The sequence below is a fragment of the Kribbella sp. NBC_00889 genome, assembly GCF_045207705.1.
In the GTDB taxonomy this organism is placed as follows: Bacteria; Actinomycetota; Actinomycetes; order Propionibacteriales; family Kribbellaceae; genus Kribbella.
This window is the reverse complement of sequence record NZ_CP108783.1, coordinates 6,513,102-6,525,092: the sequence shown is the minus strand read 5'-3', so window position 1 is coordinate 6,525,092 and position 11,991 is coordinate 6,513,102. Positions and strand designations below refer to the sequence as shown.

The following is an 11,991-nucleotide window of genomic DNA, read 5'->3' as shown; positions in this document are numbered from 1 at the left end:
TTGACAGGCCCTACTGTGTAACTAATATTGTGCACAATCTGGGCGAAATAAATGGTGATGATCTAGTCACCGTTGCCACCGTCAACGAGTGGCCAAGCCTCTGGAGGTCCCACCGTGTTCACACTGGACGGCGTCATCGACCTGCATGTGCATGCCGGTCCGGACGTCCTGGGCCGCGTCGGCGACGACATCGACATCGCGACCGGGTGCCGCGACGCCGGCATGGCCGGGATGGCTGTCAAAGCTCACCTGGAAAGCACGTCCAGTCGCGCGTACCACACCAACAAGGCGGTGCCGGGCTTCCGGTACATCGGTGGCGTCTGCCTGAACTACCCGGTCGGAGGCATCAACCCGGCCGCGGTCGACGCCTGCCTGCGGCTCGGTGGCCGGGTGGTCTGGATGCCCAGTGGTCACTCCCGGTTCCACGCCGAGGTGACCGGTGCCCTGGGCAACTGGGGCTACTCCGACATGGACATCTACAACCCGGCCGATGCCGCCGGCATCAGTGTCCTCGACGCGGACGGCGAGCTGACCCCCGCGACCCGCGAAGTGGTCGCCCTGGTCCATGAGCACGACGCACTGCTGGCGACGTCACACCTGTCACCACAGGAGATTCTCGCCTTGGCGGCGTACTGCCGGCCGCTCGGCGTCAAGCTGATCGTCACCCACATCCGGTGGACCCCGGAGTACGACCTGGAGCTGGCCCGCCGTGCCTGCGAACTCGGTGCCGTCATCGAGATCACCTGCTCGACCGTCGGCGGGTACACCAACCGTTTCCCGATCGACGAGGTCGTCGCGACGATCGACGAACTCACCCCGCAGCAGTTGGTCATCGCCTCGGACGCCGGTGGCGTCCGGCATCCGCGACCGCACGAGGCCCTTCGCGTGCTGGCCAGCAACCTGTGGGAACGCGGTGTCAGCGAAGCCGCCCTCACGACCATGCTGAAAGACAACCCCGCCCGCCTGATCGCGGGCGGATGACCTCCAGCGAGCTGCACTTCTCGAAAGGACAGTGCTCATGCCGCAAGCCAGTTTCCTGCCGCGTGCCGTGGCGCTCCTCGCCGCCGCCGTACTCACCCTGACCGCCTGCTCCGGCACCGGAGACAGCGCGAAGGCCGACCCCTCCGGCCTGCGCACCGTCAACCTGATCAACACCAAGTACGCCGCCGAACTGCTCCCGGTCACCGCCGGCCTGTCCCGCGGGATCTTCAAGGCCCACGGCATCGACCTCAAGGTGACCCAGGCGAAATCCAGCGATATCGCCACGTCCGCCCTGGTCTCCGGCCGGCAGGACCTTGCCCTGCTGCAGCAGGCGTACGTCGTCTCAGCTGCCGCGTCCAGCGCACCACTGGTGATGGTGGGCAACGTGCTCGACGAACTCGACTACCACATCATCACGAGCAAGGACGTGACCAGCCTGGATCAGCTGGCAGGCAAGAAGTTCGGCGGTCCGGGACCCAACAACGGCAACACCGCGGTGATGCGGTACGTGATGGACAAGGCCGGGATCGGGCAGGACAAGCTGACCTACGTCACGGTCGGCGTTCAGGCCGGCATCCTCGCCTCGATCCAGGCCGGACAGGTGCAGGCCGGCCTGCTGGTCGCGCCGTTCGACATCCAGGCTCGCAAAGCCGGGCTGCACGATCTCGGCACGGTGGAGAAGTACTTGCCCGGCGCCTCGGCCGCAGTGATCGCCGGAGTCTCCAACAAGTTGAAAGACAAGCCCGATCTGGTCCGTGACTTCATGGCTGCACTGATCGAGAGCACACGCTGGGTGGCGACCAACCCCGACGCCGCGGTGAAGTTGCTGGCCGACACCGAGAAGATGTCGCCGGCCGACGCCAAGGAGTCGTATCAGGAAGTGGCGAAGATCTACGCCAAGGACGGCACCATGGACACCGCCGCCCTGCAGACCTGGATCGACGTCGCGGTCAAGTACGGCGTGATGAAGAAACCGGTCGCACCGGGTGACATCTACACCGACGAGTACCTGCGTAAGTCGTCATGACGACCGCCCGAGCCATCAGCAACGGTTCCGTTGCCACCAGCAATGACTCGCCGCTGGTCGAGGTCGACAACGTGTCGTTCGCCTACGGTGACACCTCGATCCTGCAGGACATCAGCTGCACCGTGCGCGAGGGCGAGTTCGTCAGCATCATCGGTGCGAGTGGATGCGGCAAGAGCACGCTGCTGCAGATCCTCGACGGCGCGCTCAGGCCGGCCCACGGCCAGGTCCGGGTAGCCGGCCGGCCGGTGTCGATCCGTGGTTCCGAGCGGGCGATGGTCTTCCAGAGTTTCGCGCTGCTGCCGTGGAAGACCGTGCTCGACAACGTCCGGCTCGGCGTCGACTACCGGCGGCGCGACCTGAGTCGCCGGCAGCGTGACGAGCTGGCACGGGACTACCTGTCTCGGGTCGGGCTGACGAAGGCGGCGAAGCTCTATCCGTACCAGCTGTCCGGCGGTATGCAGCAACGCGTCGGCCTTGCGCGGGCGTTCGCCGTACGTCCGCATCTGCTCTTGATGGACGAGCCGTTCGGTGCGCTGGACGCGCAGAACGCCGAGCTGCTGCGGGACGACGTACGCACCCTGGTCGCTCAGGAGCGGCGCAGCGTTGTTCTGGTCACGCACAACCTGGACGAGGCGCTGCAGCTGTCCGACCGGATCCTGCTGCTCCGTGCCGCTCCCGGCCGGGTCGAGGACGACATCTCGGTGCGGGAGCTCCGTGAAGACGCCGGCACCTGGCGGCTCGAGTACGACCGGCACCGCGAACGGCTGTGGGACTTCCTCAAGCACGAGGTCGCAGCCGCGCAGAACCGCGGCCTGGAGGACGCGTCATGACCGACAGATCCCGCCTGGACTGGATGACCAGGTACCAGCAGCGCCTGTTGCCGATAGCAACTGTGGTGGTGATCGTGGCGATCTGGGAGATCGTCGGCCGGGTCGCCCACTGGAATCCCTTGTTCTTCGCCTATCCGTCGCAGATCTGGTCGGGCGCGGTGGAGCTTGCCCACGGCCCGCTCTGGAGCGATCTGCGGGTCAGCGGTACCGAGTTCCTGCTAGGGATGGTGTTGTCGGTCCTGATCGCGGTGCCGGTCGGGCTGGTGCTCGGCACCAGCCGGCGCCTGTACTGGGCTTTCGACCCGATCGTCGGCGCGTTGTACTCGACTCCTGTCCTGGTGCTGGCCCCGCTGCTGGTGATCTGGTTCGGGCTGGGCATCGCGTCCAAGGTGGCGATCGTGGTGATCCTGTCGACCTTCCCGGTGATGATCAACCTGACCGAAGGTGTCCGGACCACAGATCGGGTGCTGCTCCGGGCCGCCCGGTCCTTCGGCGCGAGCCGCTGGAACCTGTACCGCGACGTCGTACTGCCATCGGTGACGCCGTTCTTCATCACCGGCCTGCGACTGGCGGTCGGCCGCGCGATGATCGGCGTCATCGTCGGTGAGTACATCGCATCGACCGAGGGCATCGGCTACCAGATCAATGCCGACGCCGAGCTGTTCGCGACCCCGCGCTACCTGGCCGGCGTGATGGTCATCGTGGTCTTCTCCGTCGCCGTGATGGAACTCCTCAAGATCCTCGAGAAGCGGATGGCGCCGTGGCGCCACCAGCTGCTCGCCCGGGAGTGACGACCCGGATCGCCGTACCCCATGCCAATCCCCGTTCACCCCTTCGTTGGAGATACAGATGACCCAGCACCCTCGTCCCACCGACGCCGATCGTGAGTTCGTCGCGGGAGCCTACGACCTGCATGTGCACGTGGCTCCGGACGTGGTTCCCCGGTCGGTCGACGACCTCACCCTGGCCCGGCGGTTCGCCGAGGTCGGTCTGGCCGGCTTCGTCCTCAAGTCGCACTACGTGCCGACGACCGAGCGGGCGGCCGTCGTCCGGGCAGCGGTTCCGGGCGTCGACGTACTCGGCGCCCTGGCTCTGAACGTCGCCTCTGGCGGGATGAACCCCACGGCGGTGGAGATCGCCGCCCGCGGGGGAGCCCGGCTGGTGTGGTTCCCGACCGTCGACAGCGTGAACCAGCGCGAGTCGAAGGCCGAGGCGCCGGCCGGTTCCACTCCGCCGATGTGGGCCGCCTTGCAGGCGGAATTGCGGGCCCAGGGCATTGACCCGCCACCCGTCCGGGTCGTGGACGCGGTCGGAACGGTGTGTGACGAAGTGACTGCCGTGCTCACCTTGATGGCCAAGCACGATCTCGTGCTGGCAACCGGGCACCTGGCCGCCGCGGAGATCCTGGCCGTCGTTCGGGCTGCCGCCGAGGCCGGCGTACGGCGCATCATCGTCACGCATCCGGAGTTCACCTCCCAGCGGCTCACCGTGGACCAGCAGCTCGAGCTGGTCGAGCTCGGCGCGTACCTCGAACGGTGCTTCACCACTCCATACACGGGCAAGGTGGAATGGGAGGTGATGGTCGAGAACATCCGCCGCACCGGTCCCGCTCGGTCCTTCCTGTCCAGCGATCTCGGCCAACCGTCGAACCCGCCAGTTGAGGACGGCCTGCCGTTGATGGCTCGCGATCTGCTCGCGGCAGGGTTCACTGCGGACGAGGTGCGGACGATGGCGGTGGACAACACCCGGTTCCTGGCCGCGCAGCCGGTGACCGCGGAGGCTGGCCGATGAGCGCGCGGCGGATGCTGGTGGTCGGTGCCCACAGCGCCGATTTCGTCTGGCGGGCGGCGGGTGCTGTCGCGCGGCACGTCGGCGAAGGTGGCGAGGCCCGTGTCGTCGCGCTCTCGTACGGCGAACGCGGTGAGTCCGGTGAGTTGTGGAAGGAGCCGGGCCAGACCGAGGAGAACGTGAAGAAGATCCGGCACGGTGAGGCAGCCACGGCCGCGGCGGCGGTGGGCGCGGAGTTCGAGTGCTTCGACCTCGGCGACTACCCGCTGGTCGTGGACGACGCGGCGGTCGAGCGGCTGGTCGAGCTGCTGCGGGACTTCGCTCCGCAGATCGTGCTCACCCACCCGCCGGTCGATCCGTTCAACCCTGACCACCCGCTCGCCTTCGAGGCAGTACGCCGGGCCCGGTTGCTGAGCTCCGGCGCCGTCGTGGCCAGTGGCTTCCGGACCGCACCGCCGTCGGAGTTCCTGGTCTTCGAACCGCATCAACCCGACCTGTGCGGCTTCGTCCCCAGTGTCTTCGTGGACATCACTTCGGTGATGCCCGCCAAGGTGGAGGCGATGCAGGCGATGGCGGCCCAGAAGTACCTGCAGACGTACTACGCCGAACGGGCCGACCACCGTGGGAACCACGCCCGCAAGGTGACCGGCGACAGCTCGATCCGGCAGGCCGAGGCCTTCCAGCGGATCGTGCCGAACGTGGTGACGGCGCTGTGACCGGGCGGCCGGAGGACGCGGTCGCCGAGCTGCGCGAGCTCGGTGTGTCGACCGTCTACGAGGCTTCGGGCCGTCAGGGGCTGGTCGACGCGGAGTACCACCAGCTGGTCCCGGGTTCGCGGGCCGCAGGCCCTGCGCGGATCGCGCGGTGCGGCCAGAACGACAACCGGGCTGTGCATGAGGTGATGGATCGCCTTCAGCCTGGTGAGGTCCTGGTGCTGACCATGCCCGATCCCGCTCCGGTGGCGCTGGTCGGCGAACTGCTGCTGACCCAGGCGGCCGCGCGCGGTGCGGTCGCCGTACTGGTCGACGGGGCTGCCCGCGATGTCGAGGTACTGCGGGAGTTCGACGTACCGGTGTGGTGCCGGTGGATCCGTGCACGCGGGGCGACCAAGACGGAACGCGGCGAGATCGATGTGGCTGTCCAAATGGGTGGTACCAGGGTCGCGCCCGGAGACCTCGTGGTGCTGGACTCGGACGGCGTGGTGGTGGTCGGGCCGGCCGACGTACCCGCGGTGCTGGAGGCGTCGAGGGCCCGCTTCGACAAGGAAGAAGCGATGCGGACCCGGCTGCAGGCCGGGGAGCTGAGCTACGACATTCACGGCCTGCGCCGTGAGGATACGAAGGCGAGCTGATCATGACTGCGGTACTGCGGGTCCTCGACCTGGACAAGTCCTTCCTCAAGGGGGACAAACGGGTGGTCGCGCTCCAGGGGCTCAACCTGGACGTGGAAGAAGGGACTTTCCTGACCGTGCTCGGCCGGAGCGGCTGCGGCAAGTCCACGCTGCTCAACATGCTGGCCGGGCTCACCCAGCCCACGTCCGGACGGATCGAGTACCGCGGTCGCCCGGTCACCGGGCCTCACCACGATCTGGCCTATCTCACCCAGCACGACACCCTGATGCCCTGGCGGGACCTGCAGCGCAACATCGAGATGCCGCTCGAGGTCCGCGGAGTCAGCAAGACCGAGCGCACCAGGGTGGCGGGCGAGCTGATCCAGCGCGTGGGCCTGTCCGGGTTCGAGAAGCACTATCCGCGGGAGCTGTCCGGCGGAATGCGCCGCCGGGCCGGTCTGGCCCGGATGCTGAGTGCCGCGCCGGAGACCTTCCTGCTCGACGAACCGTTCGGGGCCCTCGACGCGCAACTGCGCGCCGAGCTCCAGTCCGATCTGCTGCGGTTGTGGCGGGGATCGGGCAAGACCGTCGTCTTCATCACCCACGACCTGGAGGAGGCGCTCCTGCTCGGTGACCGGGTGATCGTGCTCGGCCAGCTCGGGCGGGTGCTGCTCGACCAGCCGATCGGGCTTCCCCGCCCCAGGGATCTGGACCAGTTGCGGGTGGACCCGGACTTCGTCGCACTGCACCGGCGTACCGCCGAGGCCTTGAGAGCCGGCTCACCCGGCACCGACCTGAGGAAAGAAGGGGCGGCGTGACCGCCATGACCGATCGATCGACCGACCTGGTGACCGCCGACGATCGAGTCGCCGCCGGACCGCTGGAGATTCCCGCCGGCCGTAGCTGGATGGACAAACACGGACGGGCCATGTGGATCGCTCTTGCCCGGATCGCCTTGCTGGTAGTGGTACTGGTGGCTTGGCAGATCGCCGCGGGGCGGTGGGTGGACCCGTTGTTCATCAGCCGGCCGAGTGACATCTGGGCCCAGTTGCGTGACTGGTTCGCCGACGGGACGCTGGGCACGAACACCGCGCTCACCGTCGAGGAGATCGCGCTGGGCTTCGCGCTCGGCGCCTCCGCGGGACTGATCGGCGGCTTCGTGCTGGCCATCCTGCGGGTCCTCGGTGACGTCCTGGACCCATACATGATCGCGCTCTACAGCATTCCCAAGGTGGCGCTCGCGCCGCTGTTCATCATCTGGTTCGGGATCGACGTGAAGATGAAGGTCTTGTTGTCGGCGGCAACGGTCTTCTTCCTGGTCTACCTGAACACCGCCGCCGGCGTCCGCTCGGTCGACCGCGGTCTGATCGACGCCGTCCGGCTGATGGGCGGCACCCGCCGGCAGGTGATCATGAAGGTCCTCGTGCCCGGCGCGATGCCCGGTGTCATCACCGGTCTGCGGATCGGCGTTCCGTACGCGCTGATCGGCGCCGTGGTCGGTGAACTGGTTGCCTCGAACAAAGGCCTTGGCTATCTCATGCTCGACTCGGCCAGTCAGTTCAACACCGCCGGCGTTTTCGCCGCACTCGCTGTGATCACGGTCATCGCCGGGATCCTCAACCTCGGGGTCAATCTGCTGCAACGCCGTTCGACTCGCTGGCAGGCCGTGGCCGGTGAATGACACCGGTCCGGGCCAGCACGTCTCGTCAGAAATGGGTGACCTCACATGAAGGCAAAGTCAGTCAGGGCAGGTCTGGCCGTACTGGTCCTGGCCCTCACCGCGGCCGGGTGCCAGAAGCCCGCGACCGACACCGGTGGATCGGGCGCGGCCACGGGCGACATGTCGCTGCGCGTCGTCCAGAGCAGTACGTCGGTGGCGTTCTTCCCGCTGTACGTCGCGAGCGAGGAGGGGTACTACGCCAAGGAAGGCCTGACCGTCGACAAGCCGGTGGTCGTCGGCGGTGACTCCAAGGTCGCCGCCGCCCTCGCCGGTGGCGCGGCCGACATCGGTGGCGGTGTCGCCACGACGGCGTTCCTGCTGGCCGACGGCCGTCGCGATCCCAGGATCGTGGCCAACCTGGTGAGCAGCTACTACGTCGACGTGATCGTCGGCAACCAGTTCAACCAGCCTGCGGCCGGTGCGTCGCTGGAGGACAAGATCAAGGCGCTCAAGGGCGCCCGGGTCGGGATCCCGGCGCCGTCCGGCGGGGGCGTGGCACTGCTGCAGTTCCTCTTCAACAAGGTCGGTATGGACGTCAAGAAGGACGTGACGCTGGTGAACCTCGGTGCCTCGAACGCCGGTGCGCTCGGTGCGCTGAAGACCGACCGGGTGAACGTGCTGGTCTTCTTCCAGCCGGTCAGCCAGGAGGTCGAGGCGCGCAAGGCCGGATCGATCTACATCAGCCCGACGCGAGGCGACGTACCGGACATGAGCAACCAGCCGCACGGGCTGGCGCTGTCCACCGGGGCGATCCTGAAGAAGAAGCCGGAGGCGATGGCGGCGTTCGTCCGGGCGATCGGCCAGGCCGAGAAGCTGATTCACGACAACCCGGACAAGACCCGGCAGCTGTTCCAGAAGTACCAGGGCTCGCTCGACCCGAAGACGGTCGAGGCGATGTTGCCGGTCCTGCGGGCCGAGATCCCCGAGTCTCCGGTGATCACCGAGGACGGGTACGCGAAGGCGGTGAAGTTCCACCAGGTCGCCGGCCTGGCCAAGAACCCGCCCGACTTCGCGACGATCACGGACCAGGACTTCATCACCAAGGCGCTGGCCAAGTGACGGGGCCCGAGATGGCGGACCTCGTCGTCCGCAGTACGAGGGTGCACACCGGCTTGCGGGAGCTGCCCGCGCAGATCGTGATCAAGGACGGCCTGGTGACCGGCCTGCGTGAGCTGGGCGAGACCGTCGTCGCTGCTCGCGAACTCGATCTGGGTGACCAACTGGTCATCCCCGGGCTGGTCGACACCCACTGCCACTTCCGGGATCCGGGGTTCACCCACAAGGAGGATCTCGCCAGCGGCACCCGGGCCGCGGCTTCCGGCGGGGTCACGACGGTCTTCGACATGCCGAACACGGAGCCGCCGACGACCACACCGGATCGGCTGCGCGCACACCTCGACGACCTCGACCGCAAGTCCGTCGTCGACTACGGACACAACGCCTCGGCGGTCGAACCAGACCTCATCCCCGAGTTGGCCGCCGCCGGTGCGGCCGCCTTCAAGCTGTGGATGTCGTACGACGTCGAGCGGACCTACCCGCACTCGCCGTCGACGGCGGTCACGGATCGCGCTGTGCTGTACCGGGCGTTCGAGGAGGTGGCGGGCACCGGGCTGCCGTTGTACGTCCACCCGACAGATCACGAGCTGTACAACCTGAACAGCTCGCGCGCCAAAGAGCAGTGGGGTGTGGATCCGGCGTCGTACGCGCGATCGTTCCGGCTGGGGGACAGCGTCGCCTTCAACGCGGCGGTCGCGACCCTGCTCGAGTTCCAGCGATCGGTCGGGACGCGACTGCACGTCCTGCACCTGTCGTCGGTCGAGGGCATCCGGATGGTTCGAGAGGCGAAGGCCGCCGGCCGGTCCGTCACCGGTGAGGCGAACCCTTTCGCCATGTTCGTGACCAACGACTGGGACCGGATCGAGCAGCGGGGACCGTTCGTCCTCGGTCAGTGGGTACCGCCGGCGGACGACGTGGCGATGTGGTCGGCGATTGTCGACGGCACCGTCGACGTCATCGGCAGCGACCACGCGCCGCACACGACGGAGGAGAAGCTGCCGGGCTGGAAAGATATGTTCGCTGCGCCGAGTGGCAGTCCGATGATCGCGGACTATCTGCGGCTGTTGCTGACGGCGGTGCACGACGGTCGGCTCACGCTCGACCGTGTGATCGAGCTGTGCTGCGTGAACCCTGCGCAACTGGTCGGACTGACCGGGCGGAAGGGCACTCTCGAGCCCGGTGCCGACGCGGACTTCGTGGTACTCGATTTGGATCACGTCGCGCCGATCGACGGCAGTACGAGCCTGTACAAGTGTGGCTGGAGTCCTGCGGACGGGATCGTCACGCGCGGCCGGGTGCACCGGACTTTCCTGCGCGGTACGGAGATCTATCGCGACGGTGAGGTTCTGGTCGACGAGGGGTTCGGGCGGCCGGTGATCGGCTGAATGGGCAACCGGTCCGCGACGTGATCAGATCCGGCCGAACAGGCCGCCGTCGCCGGGCCGGTTCCCCTTCGTGCGGACCAGGTTCTCGGTGACGTGCAGCAGGTGGTTCCGCATCGCGGTCTCGGCGGCGTCACCGTCGTGGGCCGCGATCGCGTCCACCAGCTTCGTGTGCTCGGCGAACGACTCCTTGCCGCGGCCCGGCACCAGGATGGTGCGGTACTGGAACCGCACCATCTGCGCACGGAGGTTGGCCACCAGGCGCTGGACGGTCTGGTGGCCGGAGGTCTCGATGATCTTGGCGTGCAGCCGGCTGTTGCCCTCGGAGTACCCGAGCAGATCCTGCTCCGCGAGCAGACCCTTCATCTCGGTGAGGATCGCGCGCAGCTCGGTGATGTCTTTCTTGGTCGCACGCTCGGCCGCCTGCCGAGCCGCGAGCGCCTCCAGCACGGACCGCACCTGCGTGATCTCGACGGCTTCTTCCTCGCTGACCGTACGCACCCGGGCGCCGCGGTTCAGCTCCTTCTCGACCAGGCCGGCGTGAGCGAGCCTCGTCAGCGTCGTCCGCACGACCGCTCGGCTGACGCCGAGGGCCTCGACCAGATCGGCCTCCACGAGGCGCTGTCCGGGGGACACGTCGCCGCGCATGATGCCCTGGCGCAGGCGCTCGTAGGCTTCCTCGCTCGGATCGGACGATCGGGGCCGGCTCGGCATCGGTCAGCCTCCGGTCAAAGTGGTCGGGATACATACCGGCGCCGCCCGGCCCACCCGATTGGTGGCCACCGAACGCCGCCGAAGTGTTCACGATTTTAGTGACAATGTTGTTGGCAGTCAATCCGTGGTAACTCTCCGCGTGTGCCCGGACGGCTTGGCCTGAAGCTGAGCCCAGGAGGCGGCTCGTCGCCGGTCAGTGGCTCGTGTTTGCGGCTTGGCGGAGTTGGTGGAGCACGACTGGGTCGAGCTTGCCGGGGACGAGCCGTTCTTCGTAGTTCTCCACGCTGGCCCAGGTTTCGAGGGCGTCAGTCATGGTGTAGCCGAGCGTTTCGAGGAGGGTGGCTACCTCGGTGGCCAGGGCGCCTTCGAGGGGCAGGAGGCTCGCTGGGTCGGGTTTGCCGAAGTAGAGCTCGTGGAGGTCCAGGAGACGGGCCAGTTCGTCGACCGGGGCCGGGTGGTCGTCGACGCGGAGGTCGATGGCGATGTCGAGCGCACCGCCGTACGCCGCTCCCTCGCGCCACACGCGCAGTGCTGCGCTTTGCCGGCCGCGGCGGTCACCGCCGGCCTGGTCGCCGGCTGTCAGCACGGCGAGCAAACGCCGCTCGAACGGGTCTCCGGCGGTTGTCTGCCACGTCTCGGCCATGGCCGCCACCACCTGTGGGCCCGCGAGGATGTTGCCCTGGACCGCGAAGCCGTCGCCGGCCATGCCACCCGCCCAATCCAGGCACGAGTCGCCGGTGAACGTTGCTCCCCGCCCCTGGCTGTCGACCACGCCGACCTGACGGTGTTCACGCTCGTCGTCGCCACCGATCAACTGCGCGATCACCTGCTCAGCAGTATTGCCCTCGGCAAGTAGCTCGAGCCCGTCCGGCCCGAACGAAAGCTCAGCCATCGCCTGCGTAGCAACCGCCCCGGCCCCGGCCCGCCCCCAAGGCACCACCGCACCCACCGCCAGAAACTTCGACGCAACCGCAATCCCCCAAGACCCGGACCCCGAATCAAACCCCACAACCGAAAACGTCATCCCACTCCTCCACTCGCGCCGGTAGTCAGTCGCCCAAACCTATGCGGCCGGTTATCGGAGTTTGGCGGCGGAGTGGAGGGCTAGGCCGTCTTGGGGGGCGATGTCGGCTCTGAACCAGCCTGCTGAGTCGACGGTGCAC

General features: G+C 67.7%; 13 protein-coding genes. 11 read left to right on the top strand and 2 right to left on the bottom strand.

Translation table 11 applies throughout. From position 1 onward, the window contains the following. The first annotated feature begins 114 nt into the window (after positions 1 to 114). From OG817_RS31885 to OG817_RS31835, 11 genes are read left to right on the top strand one after another with little or no spacing between them, the layout of a single operon-like run. A complete protein-coding gene (locus tag OG817_RS31885) occupies positions 115 to 981 on the top strand; it encodes a DUF6282 family protein (protein WP_406048355.1) in 867 nt (288 codons plus the stop codon). A gap of 37 nt (positions 982 to 1,018) precedes the next feature. Beyond that, positions 1,019 to 2,008: an ABC transporter substrate-binding protein gene (locus OG817_RS31880; protein ID WP_396391597.1), complete on the top strand. Its 990-nt coding sequence runs from the start codon at positions 1,019 to 1,021 to the stop codon at positions 2,006 to 2,008. Then, complete coding sequence (locus OG817_RS31875; protein ID WP_406048353.1) at positions 2,005 to 2,838, top strand: ABC transporter ATP-binding protein; 834 nt, start codon at positions 2,005 to 2,007, stop codon at positions 2,836 to 2,838. The genes OG817_RS31880 and OG817_RS31875 overlap by 4 nt, the downstream gene beginning before the upstream one ends. Continuing rightward, entirely contained in the window at positions 2,835 to 3,629 is a 795-nt protein-coding gene (locus OG817_RS31870; protein ID WP_406048351.1) for an ABC transporter permease, read from the top strand. The genes OG817_RS31875 and OG817_RS31870 overlap by 4 nt, the downstream gene beginning before the upstream one ends. Before the next feature lie 58 nt (positions 3,630 to 3,687). Continuing rightward, on the top strand, positions 3,688 to 4,629 hold the full coding sequence (locus OG817_RS31865; RefSeq protein ID WP_406048350.1) for a DUF6282 family protein: 942 nt from the start codon (positions 3,688 to 3,690) through the stop codon (positions 4,627 to 4,629). Then, a complete protein-coding gene (locus OG817_RS31860) occupies positions 4,626 to 5,342 on the top strand; it encodes a PIG-L deacetylase family protein (protein ID WP_396391602.1) in 717 nt (238 codons plus the stop codon). The genes OG817_RS31865 and OG817_RS31860 overlap by 4 nt, the downstream gene beginning before the upstream one ends. After that, complete coding sequence (locus OG817_RS31855; protein WP_406048349.1) at positions 5,339 to 5,977, top strand: RraA family protein; 639 nt, start codon at positions 5,339 to 5,341, stop codon at positions 5,975 to 5,977. Before OG817_RS31860 ends, OG817_RS31855 begins: the two co-directional genes overlap by 4 nt. Before the next feature lie 2 nt (positions 5,978 to 5,979). After that, complete coding sequence (locus tag OG817_RS31850; RefSeq protein ID WP_396391604.1) at positions 5,980 to 6,774, top strand: ABC transporter ATP-binding protein; 795 nt, start codon at positions 5,980 to 5,982, stop codon at positions 6,772 to 6,774. Between the two features lie 5 nt (positions 6,775 to 6,779). Next, complete coding sequence (locus tag OG817_RS31845; protein ID WP_406057552.1) at positions 6,780 to 7,637, top strand: ABC transporter permease; 858 nt, start codon at positions 6,780 to 6,782, stop codon at positions 7,635 to 7,637. Between the two features lie 45 nt (positions 7,638 to 7,682). Beyond that, a complete protein-coding gene (locus OG817_RS31840; RefSeq protein WP_406048348.1) occupies positions 7,683 to 8,735 on the top strand; it encodes an ABC transporter substrate-binding protein in 1,053 nt (350 codons plus the stop codon). Positions 8,736 to 8,746: 11 nt separating this feature from the next. Beyond that, positions 8,747 to 10,117: a dihydroorotase gene (locus OG817_RS31835; RefSeq protein ID WP_406048347.1), complete on the top strand. Its 1,371-nt coding sequence runs from the start codon at positions 8,747 to 8,749 to the stop codon at positions 10,115 to 10,117. 24 nt (positions 10,118 to 10,141) lie between these two features. Here OG817_RS31835 and OG817_RS31830 read toward each other — a convergent pair whose 3' ends face one another. Together OG817_RS31830 and OG817_RS31825 are read right to left on the bottom strand one after the other, a co-directional pair. Then, positions 10,142 to 10,828 (bottom strand): GntR family transcriptional regulator, encoded by a 687-nt coding sequence (locus OG817_RS31830; RefSeq protein WP_396391608.1) that lies wholly within the window; start codon positions 10,826 to 10,828, stop codon positions 10,142 to 10,144. A 193-nt stretch (positions 10,829 to 11,021) separates the two neighbouring features. Further along, positions 11,022 to 11,852, bottom strand: a complete 831-nt coding sequence (locus OG817_RS31825) for a DUF1028 domain-containing protein (protein ID WP_406048346.1) — start codon at positions 11,850 to 11,852, stop codon at positions 11,022 to 11,024. Positions 11,853 to 11,991 lie beyond the last annotated feature (139 nt).

Excerpts from the sequence above, each read along its gene's own strand:
- OG817_RS31880 (WP_396391597.1), top strand. The coding sequence starts at position 1,019 with ATGCCGCAAGCCAGTTTCCTGCCGCGTGCCGTGGCGCTCCTCGCCGCC.
- OG817_RS31875 (WP_406048353.1), top strand. The coding sequence starts at position 2,005 with ATGACGACCGCCCGAGCCATCAGCAACGGTTCCGTTGCCACCAGCAAT.
- OG817_RS31870 (WP_406048351.1), top strand. The coding sequence starts at position 2,835 with ATGACCGACAGATCCCGCCTGGACTGGATGACCAGGTACCAGCAGCGC.
- OG817_RS31865 (WP_406048350.1), top strand. The coding sequence starts at position 3,688 with ATGACCCAGCACCCTCGTCCCACCGACGCCGATCGTGAGTTCGTCGCG.
- OG817_RS31860 (WP_396391602.1), top strand. The coding sequence starts at position 4,626 with ATGAGCGCGCGGCGGATGCTGGTGGTCGGTGCCCACAGCGCCGATTTC.
- OG817_RS31850 (WP_396391604.1), top strand. The coding sequence starts at position 5,980 with ATGACTGCGGTACTGCGGGTCCTCGACCTGGACAAGTCCTTCCTCAAG.
- OG817_RS31845 (WP_406057552.1), top strand. The coding sequence starts at position 6,780 with ATGACCGATCGATCGACCGACCTGGTGACCGCCGACGATCGAGTCGCC.
- OG817_RS31840 (WP_406048348.1), top strand. The coding sequence starts at position 7,683 with ATGAAGGCAAAGTCAGTCAGGGCAGGTCTGGCCGTACTGGTCCTGGCC.
- OG817_RS31835 (WP_406048347.1), top strand. The coding sequence starts at position 8,747 with ATGGCGGACCTCGTCGTCCGCAGTACGAGGGTGCACACCGGCTTGCGG.
- OG817_RS31830 (WP_396391608.1), bottom strand. The coding sequence starts at position 10,828 with ATGCCGAGCCGGCCCCGATCGTCCGATCCGAGCGAGGAAGCCTACGAG.
- OG817_RS31825 (WP_406048346.1), bottom strand. The coding sequence starts at position 11,852 with ATGACGTTTTCGGTTGTGGGGTTTGATTCGGGGTCCGGGTCTTGGGGG.